Annotated in this window: 14 protein-coding genes; 10 read left to right on the plus strand and 4 right to left on the minus strand. The window is 71.3% G+C overall.

All coding sequences use genetic code 11. The annotated features are described in order from the left end of the window. The first annotated feature begins 33 nt into the window (after positions 1 to 33). The 5 genes from WME95_RS39780 (at position 34) to WME95_RS39800 (ending at position 4,133) form a co-directional block, all read left to right on the plus strand. The gene (locus WME95_RS39780) at positions 34 to 345 is read left to right on the plus strand and encodes a 2Fe-2S iron-sulfur cluster-binding protein (RefSeq protein ID WP_437904509.1); all 312 of its coding nucleotides are present in this window, start codon (positions 34 to 36) and stop codon (positions 343 to 345) included. A gap of 333 nt (positions 346 to 678) precedes the next feature. Further along, on the plus strand, positions 679 to 2,343 hold the full coding sequence (locus tag WME95_RS39785) for an isocitrate lyase/phosphoenolpyruvate mutase family protein (protein ID WP_437904510.1): 1,665 nt from the start codon (positions 679 to 681) through the stop codon (positions 2,341 to 2,343). Between the two features lie 4 nt (positions 2,344 to 2,347). Further along, positions 2,348 to 2,869, plus strand: a complete 522-nt coding sequence (locus WME95_RS39790; protein WP_437325131.1) for a thiamine pyrophosphate-binding protein — start codon at positions 2,348 to 2,350, stop codon at positions 2,867 to 2,869. After that, entirely contained in the window at positions 2,866 to 3,429 is a 564-nt protein-coding gene (locus tag WME95_RS39795; RefSeq protein ID WP_437904511.1) for a thiamine pyrophosphate-dependent enzyme, read from the plus strand. Before WME95_RS39790 ends, WME95_RS39795 begins: the two co-directional genes overlap by 4 nt. Then, complete coding sequence (locus WME95_RS39800; protein WP_437904512.1) at positions 3,426 to 4,133, plus strand: NTP transferase domain-containing protein; 708 nt, start codon at positions 3,426 to 3,428, stop codon at positions 4,131 to 4,133. Before WME95_RS39795 ends, WME95_RS39800 begins: the two co-directional genes overlap by 4 nt. A gap of 56 nt (positions 4,134 to 4,189) precedes the next feature. On the opposite strand, the gene WME95_RS39805 is transcribed toward WME95_RS39800, so the two are convergent. Beyond that, positions 4,190 to 5,143, minus strand: a complete 954-nt coding sequence (locus tag WME95_RS39805) for a CDP-alcohol phosphatidyltransferase family protein (RefSeq protein ID WP_437904513.1) — start codon at positions 5,141 to 5,143, stop codon at positions 4,190 to 4,192. A gap of 413 nt (positions 5,144 to 5,556) precedes the next feature. On the opposite strand from WME95_RS39805, the gene WME95_RS39810 reads away from it, so the two are divergent. Then, entirely contained in the window at positions 5,557 to 5,925 is a 369-nt protein-coding gene (locus WME95_RS39810; RefSeq protein ID WP_437904514.1) for a PDZ domain-containing protein, read from the plus strand. An 18-nt stretch (positions 5,926 to 5,943) separates the two neighbouring features. Here WME95_RS39810 and WME95_RS39815 read toward each other — a convergent pair whose 3' ends face one another. After that, complete coding sequence (locus WME95_RS39815; RefSeq protein WP_437545211.1) at positions 5,944 to 6,339, minus strand: YbjN domain-containing protein; 396 nt, start codon at positions 6,337 to 6,339, stop codon at positions 5,944 to 5,946. A 258-nt stretch (positions 6,340 to 6,597) separates the two neighbouring features. On the opposite strand from WME95_RS39815, the gene metK reads away from it, so the two are divergent. Then, the gene (gene metK, locus WME95_RS39820; protein WP_437545213.1) at positions 6,598 to 7,848 is read left to right on the plus strand and encodes a methionine adenosyltransferase; all 1,251 of its coding nucleotides are present in this window, start codon (positions 6,598 to 6,600) and stop codon (positions 7,846 to 7,848) included. Between the two features lie 343 nt (positions 7,849 to 8,191). Next, a complete protein-coding gene (locus WME95_RS39825; protein ID WP_437904515.1) occupies positions 8,192 to 9,475 on the plus strand; it encodes a hypothetical protein in 1,284 nt (427 codons plus the stop codon). A gap of 65 nt (positions 9,476 to 9,540) precedes the next feature. On the opposite strand, the gene WME95_RS39830 is transcribed toward WME95_RS39825, so the two are convergent. Then, entirely contained in the window at positions 9,541 to 10,176 is a 636-nt protein-coding gene (locus WME95_RS39830; RefSeq protein WP_437911074.1) for a phenylalanine--tRNA ligase beta subunit-related protein, read from the minus strand. Between the two features lie 149 nt (positions 10,177 to 10,325). Between WME95_RS39830 and WME95_RS39835 the strand changes: the two genes are divergently transcribed. Both WME95_RS39835 and WME95_RS39840 read left to right on the plus strand, forming a co-directional pair. Next, a complete protein-coding gene (locus WME95_RS39835; protein ID WP_437904516.1) occupies positions 10,326 to 13,004 on the plus strand; it encodes an O-antigen ligase family protein in 2,679 nt (892 codons plus the stop codon). 58 nt (positions 13,005 to 13,062) lie between these two features. Continuing rightward, positions 13,063 to 14,325 carry a hypothetical protein gene (locus WME95_RS39840; protein WP_437904517.1) on the plus strand — a complete coding sequence of 421 codons (1,263 nt, stop codon included), beginning with the start codon at positions 13,063 to 13,065 and terminating at the stop codon, positions 14,323 to 14,325. Here WME95_RS39840 and WME95_RS39845 read toward each other — a convergent pair. After that, positions 14,322 to 17,801: an FG-GAP repeat domain-containing protein gene (locus tag WME95_RS39845; protein ID WP_437904518.1), complete on the minus strand. Its 3,480-nt coding sequence runs from the start codon at positions 17,799 to 17,801 to the stop codon at positions 14,322 to 14,324. The two genes, WME95_RS39840 and WME95_RS39845, sit on opposite strands and share 4 nt — an antisense overlap. Between the last annotated feature and the right edge of the window lie 72 nt (positions 17,802 to 17,873).

A 17,873-nucleotide genomic window follows, 5' to 3' on the forward strand; every position in this document is an offset into this window, starting at 1 on the left:
CGTCGCGCGCCAGGTAGGGAGGAGGGATCGGCGGTGCCCACGGTCGTGTTCGAGGACGGCGCGCTCGGCCCCGCCGTCACCGCGGAGGCGGGAGCCGGCAGGCTCATCGATGTCTGCGACGACGCGCGCGCTCCGATCGTGTTCTCGTGCCGCGACGCGCGCTGCGCCACGTGCCGCGTCGAGGTCGTCGAAGGGGAGCAGCTCCTCGAACCGCCCGCGCGCGGCGAGCGCGATCTGCTCGATCGCTTCGGCGCCCCGCCGCGGCTCCGGCTCGCGTGCCAGGCGGTGCTCCGCGCGGGCCCCGGGCTGGTCCGCTTGCGCGGGGTCGTCGGCCGCGAGGGCTGAGCGGCAGGGGGCCCGCGGCGAGCATCCCGCGCGCCCTCCGTCAGGCACCGCCGCAGCGCGCACGTCCCGACGCGGCGGAGCGCGCTCCGCCGCCCTCGCGATCGTCTGCCCCGGTCGTGCCCTTCCATTGGCGGCACAGGCGAACGGTGTTAAGGCAGGCCCCGTTCTGAAGCCCGGCTCCTCGGGGAGGAGAGCGAGATCAGGCGCCCCCCGGAGCTGCCCGCGCGCGGTGACGACGGGGCGCCGCTCGCCTGGGACGCGCACCGCGACACCTGCAGCCGCGGTCGCCCGTCGGGCGGAGATGGCAACACCGCGCGGAGGAGTGGACGAGACGTGACCAAAGCCAGGAAGCTGCGCGAACTCATGGCCCGCCCCGGGCCGATCGTCATCATCGGCGCGCACAATGGGCTGTCTGCAAAGATCGGTGAAGAGGCAGGGTTCGACGGGCTCTGGGCTTCCGGCTTCGAGATCTCCGCGAGCTACGCGGTGCCGGACGCGAACATCCTCACGATGGCGGAGAACCTCCAGGCCGCCAAGATGATGAACAGCACGTCGCTCCCGGTCATCGCGGACTGCGACAACGGCTACGGCAACGCCGTCAACGTCGTCCGCTGCGTCGAGGAGTACGAGGCGGCGGGCATCGCGGCGATCTGCATGGAAGACAACATCTTCCCGAAGCGCTGCAGCTTCTACGCCGGCGTGAAGCGCGAGCTCGCGGACGTCGAGGAGCACGCGCTCAAGGTCCGCGCGGCCAAGGCGACGCAGAAGGATCGCGACTTCGTGGTCATCGCGCGGACCGAGGCGCTCATCGCCGGCTGGGGGATGGAGGAGGCGCTCCGCCGCGGCCGCGCCTACGCGGACGCGGGCGCCGACATGGTCCTCATCCACTCGAAGAGCAAGGACCCGGACGAGGTGCTCTCCTTCGCCCGCGCGTGGGACCGCCCGAACACGCCGCTCGTCTGCGTGCCGACGATCTACCGCACGACGAGCGTCGACACGCTGCACAAGGCCGGCTTCAAGCTGATCATCTTCGCGAACCACGCGATCCGCTCGTCGATCAAGGCGATGACGGAGACGCTCCAGACGCTGAAGCGCGAGATGTACACCGGCAGCGTCGACGACAAGGTCGTGCCGCTCGAGCGCGTCTACCAGCTCGTGGGCGTCGACAAGATGAAGCAGGAGGAGTCGAGCTTCCTGCCCTCCGGCAGCCCGGGCGTCACCGCCGTCATCCTCGCCGCCGGCCAGAGCCAGGGGCTCCTGCCGCTCACGGAGGAGCTGCCGAAGCCGATGCTCGACCTGAAGGGCAAGAGCATCCTCGAGCGGCAGATCGACGTGCTCAACGCCTGCGGCGTCAAGGACGTCGCCGTCGTGCGCGGGTACAAGAAGGAGGCCATCAAGGTCCCGAACGCCCGCTTCTACGACAACGACGAGTACGCGACGACGAACGAGGTGTCCTCGCTCTTCCGCGCCTCCAAGGAGCTGAGCGGGCCGTTCCTCTTCCTCTACGGCGACATCGTGTTCGAGCGCGGCCACCTCGAGAAGCTCCTCAAGAGCCCGGCGGACATCTCGATCGTCGTCGACCGCGCGTACGCCGAGGGCCAGCGGCCCAAGGACGCGCGCGGCGTGCCCGACCTCGTGGCCCTGAAGGACGCGCAGGAGGCCGGCTACCGCTTCGTCGGCGCCGAGGCGCCGCACCGGGTGGCCCGCGTCGGCCGCGCGATCCCCGCGGGCGAGGCGCACGGCGAGTTCGTGGGCATGGCCATGTTCACCGCGAAGGGCGCGCGCCTGCTCACCGACTGCTACCACCAGCTGCAGGAGAGCCGCGCGAAGGGCGGCTTCCACGAGGCCGAGTCGCTCCGCAGCGCGAGCTTCACCGACCTGCTCCAGGAGCTCATCGACCGCGGCGCGGACGTGCAGGCGATCGACGTTTACAAGGGGTGGCTCGAGATCGACACGTTCGAGGACTACCGTCGCGCCTGGGCGCTCATCAAGGAGTGAGGCGATGTCCCACGGTTCCCACGGTTCAGGCAAATCGTACGCGCCCGAGTTCGTCGCCGCGCTCAAGGAGGCGGGCTTCGACTTCTTCGCGGGCGTGCCCTGCTCGCTGTTGAAGGGCCTTGTCTCGCTGCTCGACGCCGACGCGAGCGCCCGTTACATCTCGGCGACCCGCGAGGACAGCGCCATCGGGATGGCCTTCGGCGCCTGGCTCGGCGGCAGGCTGCCGATGGTCCTGATGCAGAACTCCGGGCTCGGCGTCTCCGTGAACGCGCTGGCCTCGCTCAGCACGATGTACGAGGTGCCCGCGCTGCTCGTCATCTCCTGGCGCGGCGAGGGCGGCAACGACGCCCCGGAGCACATCATGATGGGCGAGATCATGCTCCCCATCCTGGATCTGATGAAGATCCAGCACCGCGTCCTCCGCGCCGCCGAGCCGATGGGGCCCCAGGTGCAGTGGGCGAAGGACGTCATGCTCTCCACCAGGCAGCCGGCGGCGCTCATCGTGCCCGCGGGGGTGCTCGAATGAACAAGCTCGAAGCGCTGAAGGTGTTCACGGCGGCGGTCGGCAAGGACGACCTCGTGGTCTGCTGCAACGGCATGATCGGCCGCGAGCTCTACACGACGCAGGACCGGCCCTCGAACTTCTACATGATCGGCTCGATGGGGCTCGGCCTGTCGATCGGCCTGGGGCTCTCGCTCGCGCAGCCGCGCAAGCGGATCTTCGTGCTCGACGGCGACGGCAACGTCCTCATGGGCATGAACGCGCTCGCCAGCGTCGGCAGCGAGCGGCCGGCGAACCTCGTGCACGTCGTCCTCGACAACCGCTCCCACGCCTCGACGGGCGGGCAGCGGACGATCTCGGGCGACGTGAAGCTCGAGTCGGTCGCCAGCGCGGTCGGCTACCGCGCCACGCACCGCGCCGACTCCGTCGATTCCTTCGAGGCGTCGCTGCGCGTCGCGCTCGTGCAGCCGGGCCCGGTCATGGTCCTCGCCCTCGTCGACGGCGGCACCGTGAAGGGCATCGGCCGCGTCGCGGAGACGCCGCAGGAGCTCGCCTCCCGCTTCGCGGCCGAGGCGCGCCGATGAGGGCGATCCTGCTCGCCGCCGGCCGCGGCCGGCGCATCGGCCGGGACGCGCCCAAGTGCCTCATCTCCATCGAGGGCAAGACGCTGCTCGAGCGCCACCTCGTGAACCTCACCGAGAGCGGCGTCACCGATCTGACGATCGTCGTCGGCTTCCGGCACGAGATGATCGAGGACGCGCTCGCCTCGCTCCGCCCTTCGCTGAAGATCGAGCTCGTCAAGAACCCACGGTTCACCCACGGCAGCATCGTCTCGCTCCACGTCGCGGCCGACCGGCTGTCAGGCGGCGGGCTGTGGATGGACGCCGACGTGCTGTACCCCGCCGCGCTGCTGCGGCGCCTCGTGAGCTCGCCCCACGAGAACTGCCTGCTGGTCGACGCGAGCTCGGAGGAGAGCGGCGAAGAGATGATGGTCGGCGTCCGCGCCGGCCGCGTCCTCAAGATAGCGCGCCGCGTGGGCAAGGACTGGGACCTCGCCGGTGAAACCGTCGGCTTCGCCAAGGTCGGCCCGCAGGGCGGTCGCACGATGCAGCGCCTCCTGGAGGAGGAGGTCTCCGCCGGCCGCCTCGATCAGGAGTACGAGGCCGCGATGGACCGCGCTTTCCAGGAGGTGCCGTTCGGTATCGAGCGCGTCGATGACCTGCCCTGGACCGAGATCGACTTCGAAGAAGACGTGGAGAAGGCCCGCCGCCTGGCAAGCGCTCTCTAGAGCGGGCTCTGGCGGGGACTGCGCGGATCTGAGCTCGGCGGCGCAGGGCGCCGAGCTCAGGCGACGGCCAGCTTCGCGCGGCGGGATGCGCCGCGGAGGAACCAGCCGTTCAGCCCGATGACCGCGACGATCCAGACGACCCCGCCCGTCGCGAAGAAGACCTGACCCAGCCAGAGCTGGTTCAGGAGGAGCGTCAGCACCACCATCGACAGGAACGCGTCGCCGTTCGATATCGCCCAGAGCGCGCCGATGAGGCGCGTGAGCGGCGACGCCTCCTCCCGGATCAGCTGCTTTACCTGATCCGCGCTGGTCGAGGACCGGCTCCGCCGCGGGTCGAACCACTCGTGCTCGAACGCGAGGTGCCCCATGCGCCCGATGAAGACATCGAAATGGGCAAAGAACGAGGAGGAGGGGCCGAGCGCCTGGATCTTCCGGCGCAGCACGTCCGCCGTCTCGTCTGTGCCCGTCTCGAAGATCGAGCAGTACTTGAGCTTGAAGTAGTCCGCGGAGAAAGAGCGCAGCGCCCCCTGGAGCAGCGCGATCAGCAGGAGTGCGTTCGTGGACACGGTCGCGCTCCACGGGCCCTCCGGCGGCGGGTGAAGGTGAACGTGCCAGAAGATGCCGGCATAAAGAAAGACGACGCCCAGCCAGTCGGCCAGGCCGTCAATGGCGTGACCGGCGGGGCTCACCATCCTCTTCGCCCGCGCCAGCGCGCCGTCCACGCAGTCCAGGATGGAGCGGAGCTCGAACACGAGCGCCCCGGCGATGAGGTGCCTCGGATCATCGAACGTCACCAGGTAACCGGCCAGCGCGGCGAAGAGCGGCTGAACCAGCGTCACCTGGTTCGGCGTAACCGGCGTCCTCATCAGCGCCCGCACGATCCAGCGCGCGATCGGGTACCGATAGTAGCGATTGAGCGGGTCCTCCATCCGCATCTTCCAGCCGCCGGGCACACCGCCGGACTGGGCGGCAGGTGTCGAGCTCTCGGCAGCGGCGCGCGGTTCAGGCATGGGCGATCCCGGCCCGGACTCTAGGGCAGCCGCCCCCGGGGACCAACTGGATTGCGACCTCTCGATGGACATGGCGTGACAGATCGCTGCAAGCCCGCGTCCCGGCGCCACGCCGCGCTTTCCAGGGCGTATCCCGCGCCTCCGGCGACCAGCCGCGTAGTTGTTTGCGCTCCTGAAGCCCCACCGAGAACCGCGCTTCGCACCTCGCGTGCGGACGCGACAGGCACACTCGGGCGCTCCCTTCCTGGAAAATCACATTCTCTCGCCTGCGGCGCAGTGGCGTTGCGACGTTTGACGAGCGCGCGCGTCCGCTGGAGCCGGTCTGACATGGCCGCCGCGCCCCGCCGCGCGCTCCGGGGGGCGCCCTGCGAGAATGGCGGCGCGCCGGGGCTCCTCGGCGCTATGGTGCCGCGGTGGCAAGCAGGTCCTGGAGCGCGGCGCTCCTGCTCGTGGCCGCGGGGTGCACCGCGAGCGTGGGATCCATCGGGGCTGTCCTTGGGCGAGATAACGAGTCGCTGGCGCTCTACGTGCGCGACGTGCCGCCGGGCCTCGCCGCCGAGCGAGCGGGGCTGATCCCGGGCGACGAGATCATGATGATTGACGGCGTGTATGTCCGGGATCTCTCGTCGGCAGCGGTGCGCGATCGGCTCCGCGGCGCCGTCGGGAGCGCCGTCGAGCTCACCGTCGTCCGCGGGCGCGACGTGCGGCGCGTCCGGGTCGTGCGCACCGAGCTAAGGGCGCACGAGGGGCTCAAGCCCAGAGAGGAGCAGATCCTGCCTTGAAGCGGGGCCGGTGACCGCTCATTGCGCGGCGAGCGCCACGAGCTCGGCATAGTGCTTGTTCGCGTAGAAGGAGAGCACATCGACCGCGTCGCGCACCTCGCTCGGATCGAGGTCCTCGAGGCGGTACTCGACGCTGAGAATCACGTCGCCCTCCTCGTCGGCCGAGAGCTTGGCCATGTTGATCTCACGGTTCAGCTGGAGCAGGCGCCGCACGATCGCGTCGCCCTCTTCGAGCTCCATCGGGAGCCGCACGAACGGGATCACCGCGAAGACGACGAAGGGTGGCGCGAGCCGCACGAACAGCGGGAAGAGCCGCTCGGCCCCCTGGAAGTCGCTGCGCATGGTGTCGTTGGATACGACCTCCACAGCCCAGCCCTCGCGCTCGAGGCACGCCTTGATCTCGTCGAACATCATGCGCGGCATCATAACCTCTGACGGCGCGGCGCACTCGGGGCGAGCGCGCCGGCCGGGAGCGCGCCGGATCGACGGATCGACGGCCCGACGCCCCCCGCTCGCCCGGTCTCGCTTCCACCTCGCGTCCACACCGACGGCCCGGAGGCAGCTCGTCCGGCCGGCGCTTTTGTCCGCGGAAGGCCGCGGCTCGCGTTGACGGTGCCCCGCGCTCGAACTATGCGTAGAGGTCCGATTTCGAGTCCGCCGAAGGAGCGATTCATGCGCCGTTACCAGTTCACATCCGAGTCCGTCACCGAAGGACACCCCGACAAGGTGTGCGACCAGATCTCCGACGCCATTCTCGACGGGATCCTCGAGAAGGATCCGACGGCCCGCGTCGCGTGCGAGACCCTGGTGAAGACGGGGATGGCCGTCGTGGCCGGCGAGATCACCACCTCGGCGTGGGTCGACATGCCGGTCGTCGTGCGCAACACCATCAAGGACATCGGCTACACCGACGCCGCGATGGGCTTCGACTACGAGACGTGCGCGGTGCTCACGGCGATCGAGAAGCAGTCGCCCGACATCTCCCGCGGCGTCACCGAGGGCGAGGGCCTCTTCAAGGAGCAGGGGGCAGGCGACCAGGGGCTCATGTTCGGTTATGCGACGGACGAGACGTCGGAGCTGATGCCCTCCCCCATCAGCTATGCCCACCGCCTCGCCCGGAAGCTCGCCGATCTCCGCAAATCCAAGAAGCTCGACTGGCTGCGCCCCGACGGCAAGACCCAGGTCACGATCGAGTACGAAGACCAGACGCCCGTGCGCGTGAGCGCCGTCGTCGTGTCGACGCAGCACGGCCCCGAGGTCAAGCACAAGACGATCGTGGACGCGGTGCGGAGCCTGATCATCGAGAAGTGCATCCCGGCCAAGCTGATGGATAAGAGCACGAAGATCTACGTGAACCCCACCGGCCGCTTCGTGGTCGGCGGCCCCTTCGGCGACGCCGGCCTCACCGGCCGCAAGATCATCGTCGACACCTACGGCGGCATGGGCCGGCACGGCGGCGGCGCCTTCAGCGGCAAGGACCCGACGAAGGTCGACCGCTCCGCCTGCTACTACGCGCGCTACGTCGCGAAGAACGTCGTCGCGTCCAAGCTCGCGGCGCGCTGCGAGGTGCAGATCGCCTACGCCATCGGCGTCGCCCAGCCGGTCGGCGTCCACGTGAACACCTTCGGCACGGGCCGCGTAGGTGAGGACGTGCTCGAGAAGTACATCATGCAGAACTTCGACATGCGGCCGAAGGCGATCATCGAGCAGCTCGATCTGCTGAAGCCCATCTACCGAAAGACGGCCGCGTACGGCCACTTCGGGCGTGACGAGTTCACCTGGGAGAAGACGGACCGCGCGGCCAAGCTGGCCGAGGACCTGCTGCGCCCGACGCTCGCCGCTGTCCCCGCGGCCACGAACGGCTCCGGGAGCAAGAAGGAGCCGAAGCGCAAGGGCAAGAAGGAAGTGGGCGCCCAGGCCTGATCGTTCAGAGCGCTCCGCCCGCTGCGTGTGAGCGGGGCGAACCGTGGACGGCCCCTCGGAGAGGCCGAGAGCGCCGGCGCTGTGAAAGCGCCGGCGCTCTGCGTTTTGTCGCCACGACCCGCGTCTCCTGGAGCGCGCGTGACCATGGCGCCTGGGTCGGAGGGAGGGGCCACGATGTGGGCATTCACCTCACAAAAAAGCACCGGCCTTTGCCGGGATGGGCTGACTGCTGCGGCCGCTTCTGCTGATAAAATCATCGACGACTCCCGTATCGCCGGATCGACCGAACCTCCCTGGTTCCATGCGACCTCGAGGAGCACCGATGAGACCTTGGTTGAATTTCTTGAGCTTCATCACTGCGGCCGGGTGTCTGGGCACGGCCTGCACCGGGAACATCGGACCGGTAGGCGGCCTTGAGGTCGGGGAGGGCGGCGCCGCGAGCGCCTCCAGCACCGGCGCGATACCGGCCACGACAACAGCCGAAACGACGGCCGACGCGACGACCGTCGCCACGTCCGCGGGGGTGGGCGCGGGGGGCGCGGGCTGCAGCGGCTCGCCGGACGCCGACGACGACGGCGACGGCTTCACGGAGCTCGGCGGCGACTGCGACGATTGCAACGCGCTGATCAACCCGCGAGCGCTTGAGCTCCCGACGGTCGGAGGAGAAGGGGGAGCCTCGCCGGAGCCCGTGGACGACGACTGCGACGGCATCGCCGACAACGTGCCCGAGCCGTGCGACGACGGGATCCCGCTCGACGACCTGGATCCGCTCAACGCCGCGAGGGCCGTCGAGCTGTGCAAGATGTCGTCCGGGCCCGACGACTGGGGCGTTGTCTCCGCCGCCTGGGTCATGGTCGACGGCGCGCCGCCGCCGCAGGAAGCCGAGCTGCTCGCCAACTTCCATCTCGGGCACGGCATCCTCCCCAAGTTCGGCCCCAACGTCCCGCCGAGGGCGGGCACGCGGCTGCTCGCCCTCTCGAGCGGCACGGCGCGGACGCAGAACGACGAGGGGTTCGAGAGCCCGCAAGGCTTCGACAAGAAATACGAAGGTGATTTCCCCGAAGACTTCCCGAAGGACCCCCGCGGCTGTGACGATCTGGTGCTCGCGAAGCCGTCCGACCCGACCGCCGTCGAGATCACCCTCCGGGTCCCGTCGAACGTCCGCGGCTTCGCGTTCAACGTCAATTACGTCACGTTCGACTGGCCCGTCGTCTGCGACAGCTTCAACGACTACTTCGTCGCGTTCCTCTCACCGCGGCCGGCCAACCTCATCGATGGCCACATCCTGTTCGACAGCGAGCGGAACGCGATGAGCGTCAACAGCACCTTCATCGACGTCTGCGCCTGCGAGAGCGGCCCTCCCTGCGATCTCGACGGCAGGGTGTACGCGTGCACCCGCGGGATCCGGGAGCTGCTCGGGACGGGGTTCGAGGGCCGCGCAGGGACGAGCTGGCTGGTCACCTCGGCGCCCGTGGAGCCGAACACGGAGATCAAGATCCGGTGGGGCGCATACGACGCCGGAGACCATCAGCTCGATTCGACCGGGCTCGTCGACAACTGGCGGTGGCTCACCGACAAGGACGAGAGCGTGATCACGCTGCCCGATCCCCCTGCGCCGGCGCCGTAGGGCATATCGCGGCAGCGGCGGCGCGCCGGCGCGCGTCGAGAGGCGATGGCCCGCGCGCCGGGTGTTCAGGCCGCGATCGGCGCGTCCGAGGTCGCCGCGCCGATGCCGGCGAGCAGCTCCTTGTACCAGGCGGCCGCTCCCGCCGCGCGGCCCGGAAGCGCGCGGCTGCCCCAGAGGACCGAGAGCGTGCGCGTCGTCCCCGCGTGCGTCTTCGTCCGTTGCGCGTCCTTCACGGCGTTCGCGCACGGGCCGTCCGCGTCGAAGACGCAGAGGAGCCCCTCGAGGTCGATCTCCTGCCCCGAGGCGTTGAACACGTACCGGGAGCCGGCGGGCGCGACCTCGATGCGGAGCGGCGGGCGGGCGCGATCGAGATCGATCACGCTGATGGGCAGGCCCGTGTGCAGCGACACGGCGTTGCACGCGTCCACGGCCGCGTTGATGGGCGCGAGCGATCCCCCCTCGGCGGCGCGGATGAGGTACTCGGAGGCCGGCTTGCCCCGGCCTGTCGGCTTGTAGCCGCCGTGCCGGAGCAGATCGCGGACCGCCGACCGCACGGCGTCGTCCGAGCGGAACGGGGCCGAGGCCTTGTCGGACAGGAGGCCGCGGAGCGCGTCGTTCCCCTGCAGCTCGCCGAGCGGCGCGGGGAACGTCGTGACGAAGGCGGCGACTTCGAGCAGAGGATGCGCCGAGAGCGTGAGCACGCGGCGCACTCTACACGACGACAGCGCTCCTGGATGGATGCTCGTCATCTCACGCTCTCTCGGTCAATCCCGGGAGTGCGCAGGTCGACTCGATGGTGCCGTGAGCGACCCCGTCCCTCTGCGGCGCAGATCGACTACCCTGGCCGGCCGTGACGACGGACTCCACACGCCCGAAGCTGAGGTCGCCCGCCGAGCTCCGGCGCTCGACGGGCGCCGCGGCGCGGAGCCGCCCAGGAGGCGCCGCACCACCGCTCGCCGAGCGCGTGATCCCGTGGCTGCTCGGGGCCGTCGTCGCCGGGTCCGTGCTCGCCATCGGCGCTGTCCATACGCCGACGCTGGCCCTGGTGTCCGCGGTCGTGGCGATCGCCGCCGCGCTCTCGCTCCGCGCCAGCGCGCTCGCCGGCGAGCCGTCTCCCGTGAAGACGCTTCCGGCGCTCACGCTGCTCGGCTTGACCGCGTATACGCTGCTGCAGGCCGCGCCGCTGCCGCTCACGTGGCTCGAGCGGCTCTCGCCGGCGAGCGCCGACATCTGGTCGCGCTCCCTGATGCCGCTCGGCGAGGCGGCGCCGCGGTACGCCAGCGTCTCGCTCGACCCCGGCGCCACGCTGGTGGAGGCCCTGAAATGGCTGACCTATACCGGCGTCTTCCTCACGGCCGCGTTCGTCGGCGCGCGGCGCGGCGCGAAGCTCGGGATCACCCTGGTCTTCGGCAGCGCGTTCCTCGCCGCGCTCACGACGATCGCCCACGGGCTGCTCGGCGCGACGACCGTCTTCGGCCTGTATCAACCGCGGTTCTCGGTGGCGTCATGGCACGTCGGGCCGCTGCTCAACCCGAACAACCTCGCCGGTTACCTGAACCTCGGCATCCTCTCGGGGGTCGGGCTGCTGCTCACGAGCAGGCCGCTCCTGCCGCCCTGGGTCGCCGGCGTCGGGCTCACCGCGATCGTCGGGGTCGGCATCATCGCGTCGTCTCGCGGAGGGCTGCTCGTGCTGCCGCTCGGCCTCGCCCTCTTCGCGTTGCTCTCGCGGCGGCGGCGCGGCAGGCACCGCTCCGGCCCCCGCGGCCGGGGCGCGGCGGCCTGGCTGTTGAGCGTGGCCATCGGCGGCGGCGCGCTGCTGGCCGCGCTCGCCGCGACGAACCGCACGCTCGCGGAGATGGCGGACGACAACCTCGACAAGCTGTCGCTCTTTCGCTCGACGCTCCCGCTGCTCGCGGATCACTGGCTTTTCGGCATCGGGCGCGGCGCGTTCGAGACGGTGTTCCCGGCGTACCGGCAGTCGCCGGGGAACATCGTGTTCACGCACGCCGAGAACGTCGTGATCCAGTGGGCGGCCGAGTGGGGCGCTCCGGTCGCGGCGGCCTCGCTCGTCGCGCTCGGCGTCGCGTTTCGCCCGGGCAAGATCGCCTTGCGCGCGAGCACGGCGGCGCTGGGCGCCTGGGTCGGCTGCGCGGTGCTCGTCCTCCAGAACCTGTTCGACCTCGGGCTCGAGGTGCCAGGCGTCAGCATCGCGCTCGCGGCGACCCTGGGCTCGCTCTGGGGTGAGGCCCACGGCGAGCGGCCGCGGCACGAGGCCCCGGCGGGCGAGCCCGGCCCGGCGCGGTGGCGGCCGTGGCATGCGGCGGCTTGCGCCGTGGCCTCCGCGCTCGCGCTCGTCTCCCTGATGGTGCGCTTCGGCTGGCGCGACGTCGACCACGACCGCCGGTCGCTGCGCGCGCAGAGCGACGCCGGCGCGGCGAGCGGCGCCGGCTGGCCACGCTTCCGCGAGGAGCTCCGCGCGGCGATCCTCCGCCACCCCGCGGAGCCGTACTTCCCGCTGCTCGGCGCGGTCGCCGCGCTCCGGGGCAGCGGCGAGAGCCCCATCCCATGGCTCCAGCGCACGCTCGAGCGCTCACGCCGCCACGGGCGCGCCCACCTCCTGCTCGCGGAGGTGCTCGCGTCCCGCGGCGCCAAGGAGCAGGCGCTCCTGAGCCTGCGGCTCGCCGTGGAGGACGACCCCGGCGTGACCGACACGGCCGCGGTGCTCGCCCGGCAGTGGACCCACACGTGGGAGGAGCTGCTGCGGGCCGTGCCGGAAGGCAAGGCCGGGGTCGAGGTGCTCGAGCGCATGGCCACCGCGGGCGACCGCCGGGAAGAGGTCGACCTGCGCCTGCGCTGCGCGGAGGAGGCGATCGCGCGCGACCCCGCGCGGGTCGGAGCGCGCTGGGCCGCAGGCGACGCGCTGCTCGCGATGCTGGAGGTCCCGGGCTCCGCCCGCTGCGGCGGTGACGACGGGCGGAGGGCCGCCTGCGAGCGGGAGATCGAGGCGCACGCGGCGGCGGTGCAGGGCCTCGACGACGACTCGTTCTTCGCGGTCCAGCTGAGGGCGCGGCTCCTCCTCCTGGGCAAGAAGAGCGCGGAGGCGGAGCAGCTGCTCTCGGGGAGCTGCGAGCGGCTGGACAACCGGGCCGGCTGTCTTCGCCTGCGGGTCGTCGCGGCGGCGCAGATGGCCTCGTCCGAGAAGCTCCTCCCCGCGCTCCGCGAGCTGCTCTCCGCGTCGTGCACCACGCTCGCGGCGTGCGCGGCGACGTCGACCTGGGCCGGCGACCTGCTCGCGGCGCGGCAAGACCATCCGTCGGCCGTGACCTACTACGCGCGGGCAGCGCAGGACGAGCCGACCGAGGAGCGCCTCCTCAAGCTGGCGGACGCCGCCAGCCGCGCGGGCGCGCACATCGAGGCGTCGAAGGCGCTGGAGCGCCTGCTGCAGCGGCGCGGGGGGCAGGACCCTGCGCTGCGCAAGCGGGTCCTCGAGGAGAAGGCGAAGGCGCTGGCGCCTTCGCTCAGCCCGTAGGTAGATTGCGCACGATCGTGCCCCTCTTCGCCTTCCTCCCTCTCCTTCGAATCGCCCTGTGAAGCTGTCGTCGTTGCTGCGCGCTGGGATGCACGGCGGCGCCGGGGTCGCCTTCGCGGTCATCCTGCCTCGCGCCGTCTCGCTCGCGGCCCAGTGGGTGCTTGCGCTGTCGGCCGCCCCCGCGGCGCTCGCCGCGCTCGCCAACTACACGTCGCGCGGGATGGTCGTCGTCGCGCTGGTCTCCGCCGGCCTCGCGCCGACCCTCGCGCGCCGGGCGCGCGCCTTCGCGACCAGGGGGGGCCGCGCGCTCGTGGGCGGCGCCCTCGCGCTCGTCGCGGTGTTCGCCTTCAGCTGCACGCTCGCCCATGAGCTGACCACCGGGCTGGGCGGGACGGCGGGGTTGGTCACCGCGCTCTTCAGCGCGTGCTCGCTGCTCGCCGCCGCCTCGCCGAGCATCTGGCCGAGCTGGCAGCTCCGGGGGCGGTACCTGCACGCGCTCGCGGTGCTCCTCGTCTTCTCCCCGGGCGCGTCCATGCTGGCCGCGCTCGCGGGGCGCCCTGATGCCGTCGCCGTCGCGATCGGGATCGCCGGCGCCTCGCCTGCGCTGCTCCTCCTGCGCCCGACCCGGCTCCGGCGCGCCGCGCGTTACGCGATGCTCGTCGTCCGGCGCGCGGTCCCGTACTCCATCGCGAACTTCGCGACCGTCATCGTTTACCCGATCTCGCTCAGCGCCAACCTGAAGCTCATCGGCGATCATCGCGTGGGGCAGCAGGTGCTCTACTGGTCGTTCGCCGCGGTGCTGTCCCAGGCGTCGCAGGCGTTCGCCGCGCGCGCGGTCGCGGGCGCGAGCAGATCGGGAGACGAGGCGGCCTGGCAGGCGCGCGCCGTGCGCGCCTGGCTGCCTCCGGCCGCGCTGCTGTCGCTCCTCGGCGCGGCCATCTATGTGATCTTCACGGTCCGGATCCCCGGCCTGCCGCACTCGGGGGCCGCGCGCGACGCGATGACGATGACGATGCTGGTCTCTGCGGTGGCTCCGCTCGTCACGGACGCCATGTGCATTTACTTCTCCGGCCCAAGCTCGCGCCGCGTGCTCGCGGCGGGCAGCGTGCTGAGCAGCGCATGCGTGGCCGGATGGCTCCTGCTGGCGCCGGCGCCCCTGGTCCGCCATTTCGGTGTGTTCGGCCCTTCGGTGCTTGTCGGCGTGGCGCGCCTCGCCTTCGTGATCGACGCGCCTGTGCGGCGGTACACGCTCGGCGCACTGCTCCTGCTGATCGCGGCGTTCGCGCTCACGCTGGCGCTCGGCGGGGGTGTGAGCTTCTAACGCGCCGGCCGCACGTCGCGCGGCCAGCGCCCGCGAGGTGCCCTGATCGCGCGGCGGCCCGGCGGCGCGCTCGTCGTCCCGCGGGTCCTGCCGAGGGCGACGAGCGCCAGGGCGATAGCGCCGAGGCCGGCCGCCCACGAGGCCGGGCGCTGCCCCGGCGCCTCGGTGCACACGCAACCACGGCCGTAGAGGAGCGTGTCGTCCCATCCGGCCGCGCCGGCTCCGCCAGGACCTGCGCTGCCGGTGCCCCCTGCTCCGCCGCCGGCGCCTCCTGCTCCACCGCCGCCAGCGCCTCCCGCTCCACCGCCGCCAGCGCCTCCCGCTCCACCGCCGCCTCCCCCTTCGCCCTGCGGCATCCTCACGATCACGCCGTCCGACCCCCGGTCCGGCGAGAGCCCGGCGGCAGAGATCGCGCGCACGCCGACGTAGTACTTCGCCCCGTCGAGGAGCGGCAGCCCGCCGACCGAGGCTTCGACGACGTCGCCCACGTCCTGCCAAGCAGGCGAGCTCAGGTAATCGCCTTGCCCGCCCACGACCGTCACCTGATACGACGTCGCGCCCTCGACCTTCGACCACCTCATGTGGAGCGTGTCCCTGGTCTCGATCTCGTCGATGTCCTCGCCCTGCTCGCCGCTGCCCGGATCGACATCCCAGACGAACTCGGGCGCCGGCAGGATCTCGTGCCGCATGTTGTAGAGGTAGCCGTCTGCCACGCTCACGAGGATGTCGTCGTGTCCGTCACCGTCGGTGTCCGCGAGGCTCGGTGAGCCGACGGGGCTGCCGAAAGCATAAGACCACACGAGGCGCGCCGAGCACGCGTCGACCGCATAGAGGAAGCCGTTCGTGGAGCCGACGATGGCGGTCGGACCGGCGGACGCGCGCCCGGTCAGGTTCCCCGAGATCGCCACATCTCCGAGCTGGCCCATCGGGGCGCCCGCCTGTGCTGCGGCGTCCTCCGCGTCGAACGCGCCGTCGCCCGCGAGGACGATGAAGCTCGATTGCCCCCCGCTGGCGGCGTCCAGCACGGAGAACGTCAGCCGCGCCGGATTCATGAACGATCCCTCGACGAGGACGGTCTTGCCGTCGCAGCGCGCGATCGCGCCGTGCGGGTAGGGACGGATGTCCTGCGCGCCCTTCCACAGCGCTGCGCTCAGGTCGTGCGGCAGCGCCCGCGCGGGGGCATACCCCCCCTGCAGGGTCATCTCGAGCCGATGATCTCCCGACACATCGGCGAGGATGGGCATGAAATAGAGCAGCGTCTCCGGGTTCTCGCCGAGGGGGCTGCCGTTCCGACCCGAGAGCACCTTGGCCCTGTTGATCGCGACCGCCACGTCCTCCGCGCCGTCTCCGTTCCAGTCGGCGATCGCGACGGCCTGGGTGCCGGCGGAGGCGTCGATACGGTGTTTCCACCGCTCTCCGCCGCCCCCATCGATCGCGACGACCTCGGTGCGCAGGTTCGGATCCACCGTGACCGCCACGAGCTCGCGCGCGCCGTCTCCGTCGAGATCTCCGTGCAGCACGTCCCACGCGGGGGGCTTCTCGAGCGGAGTCTCGCTCGTTTGCCTGCCGTTCGCGTCGAGCGTCGCGACGGCGTACTTCACCGGGTCAGTGAGCGGGTGCAGCCGCCTGAAGCACGCGAGCGTCGCGGGCGAGCTCCCCTCGGCGGGGGCGATGGACGCGCCGAACGCGTCCCTCACGCGCCAGGCAGGCTTGGCCGGCGCCACATTGCTCGCGCCGTCGGACGCGACCCGGACGAGGTCGCCCCGGCTGTCGACGACCACGACGCTGGCGGCGGCGTCCTCCGGAGAGAACCTCGCAGCGAGCGGGGCGCGGCCGAAATTGACGAAGGCGCCCGGGCCTGTGTAGAAGCCGCCGACGCGCATCCCGGGCAGGACGTCGCGCCCCTCCCGCACGAGGTTCAAGGGCTCGAACGACGCGTCGAGCAGCGTGAGGAACCCATCGGCCCGGGAAACCACCAGCCGCGGCCACGACGGAGCGCTCGCGACGGGTAGCTCGAGCGCCGCGATGCCGCTTCCGGGCCCGACGGAGTAGACGGCCGCGACCGTCGCCCCGCCCCCCTGCATATCCACCGCGGTGAGCGCCACGGGCTCCGACGTCGACTCGAGCACGAGCTCGCCGCGTCCGTCGCCCGTGAGATCCGGAGTCACCAGCGAGAAGGAGAGGTTCGTCCTGCGGGATCTCGCCCAGTCGACCCGCGTGCGCACCCGCTCGCCGTCCAGCGACCAGAGCCGCTCCAGCGAGCCCCCGGCGGCGCGGCTGAACCGGTACGCCGACACGCGCTCTTCGCGCGACGTGACGATCCATTGCTCGGAGCCCGCGTCTCCCTGGACCGCGCCCTGCGCTATCGCGTCGGGAATGGTGGCGAGCACGGCGCCCGTGGCGGCATCGAGCACGAAGGACGTCCAGGCTTCGCCCACCTTGCCGCTCGCCAGCACCTCGAGCGCGCCGTCTCCGTCGAGATCCCACGCGAGGCGCGTCGGGGCGCGGGCGTCGCCGCCGTCATTGGGGCTGAGGGTCTTTCGCCAGACCACAGCGAGCGACGGGCTCTCGTCCGGCCTGTACGCGAGCAGGGTGACCTCGCGCGCGCCCTGGTTGCCGCGGACCCGATTCTGGAAGCAGAGCGCGTGCTGACCGGGGCTCGCCCGATCGCCCATGGTCACCGCCTCGCAGACGGCCCCGCCGAGATGGACGCCGATGCTGGCCGACTCCGCAAAGACGTCCCCCGAGCCCGAGACGAGGAATAGCTGGTCATAGGAGGACACGAGGAGATCGTCCGCGCCGTCTCCGTTCCAGTCGCCCACCGTGTCGATCGTCGCGTTGCAATGCACGCGCCGCGGAGGAGGAGGCAACCGCTCGACAGCGCCGAACCCCCCCGCGAAGCTGTAGATGACACCCGGGCTGTCCGTGCGCACGGTGCAACAGCCACACTCGTCCAGGAAGAGATCGAGATGACCGTCGCCGTTGAAATCGGCGAGGCGCGCGGCCCCGAGCGTTCCGAGCTCCGAGGCGTCCTCGCGCCACAGGATGCCTCCGCTCGATCCATCGATGACCGCCGCGCCCGCGCCGCTCAGCGCGACGATCTCGAGCCGCCCGTCTCCGTCGAGATCGTCGACGGAGTGCAGCGTCTGCAATCCCAGCGATGGGGTGCTCCAGCGGACGAATCCCAGCGGATCGGAGAGGACGACGCGGCCGCCGGACACAAAGAGCAGGTCGATATCGCCGTCCTGGTTCGTATCCCCTGCGAGCACCCGGCCTGTCCCGAGGACACCGCCGAGGTACGCCCGCCAGTAGGGCGCCGGCTTCACGATATTGCTCGTGGACGACGTGGCGCCCGTGCGCTGCGCGTCGTGACGGGCAGATGGCCAGTCGGCGGAGGCCGAGGCCGCATCGAGGAGGAGCGCAGAGCAAACCGCGCTCGCGACCGCGCCGCGCGCCATGAAGGACGATCGTTCCATTCTGACTGCCCGAGCGCGTTTTCCGCTTCCGGACGCGCGGCCGGAGTGTACTCCATCAGCGAGCGTCGCACC

The organism is Sorangium sp. So ce327 (genome assembly GCF_051530205.1).
Taxonomy (GTDB): Bacteria; Myxococcota_A; Polyangia; order Polyangiales; family Polyangiaceae; genus Sorangium; species Sorangium cellulosum_B.

Bases quoted from the DNA above. Each gene is read 5' to 3' on its own strand.
- WME95_RS39790 (WP_437325131.1), top strand. From the start codon at position 2,348: ATGTCCCACGGTTCCCACGGTTCAGGCAAATCGTACGCGCCCGAGTTC.
- WME95_RS39795 (WP_437904511.1), top strand. From the start codon at position 2,866: ATGAACAAGCTCGAAGCGCTGAAGGTGTTCACGGCGGCGGTCGGCAAG.
- WME95_RS39800 (WP_437904512.1), top strand. From the start codon at position 3,426: ATGAGGGCGATCCTGCTCGCCGCCGGCCGCGGCCGGCGCATCGGCCGG.
- WME95_RS39805 (WP_437904513.1), bottom strand. From the start codon at position 5,143: ATGCCTGAACCGCGCGCCGCTGCCGAGAGCTCGACACCTGCCGCCCAG.
- WME95_RS39815 (WP_437545211.1), bottom strand. From the start codon at position 6,339: ATGATGTTCGACGAGATCAAGGCGTGCCTCGAGCGCGAGGGCTGGGCT.
- metK (WP_437545213.1), top strand. From the start codon at position 6,598: ATGCGCCGTTACCAGTTCACATCCGAGTCCGTCACCGAAGGACACCCC.
- WME95_RS39845 (WP_437904518.1), bottom strand. From the start codon at position 17,801: ATGGAACGATCGTCCTTCATGGCGCGCGGCGCGGTCGCGAGCGCGGTT.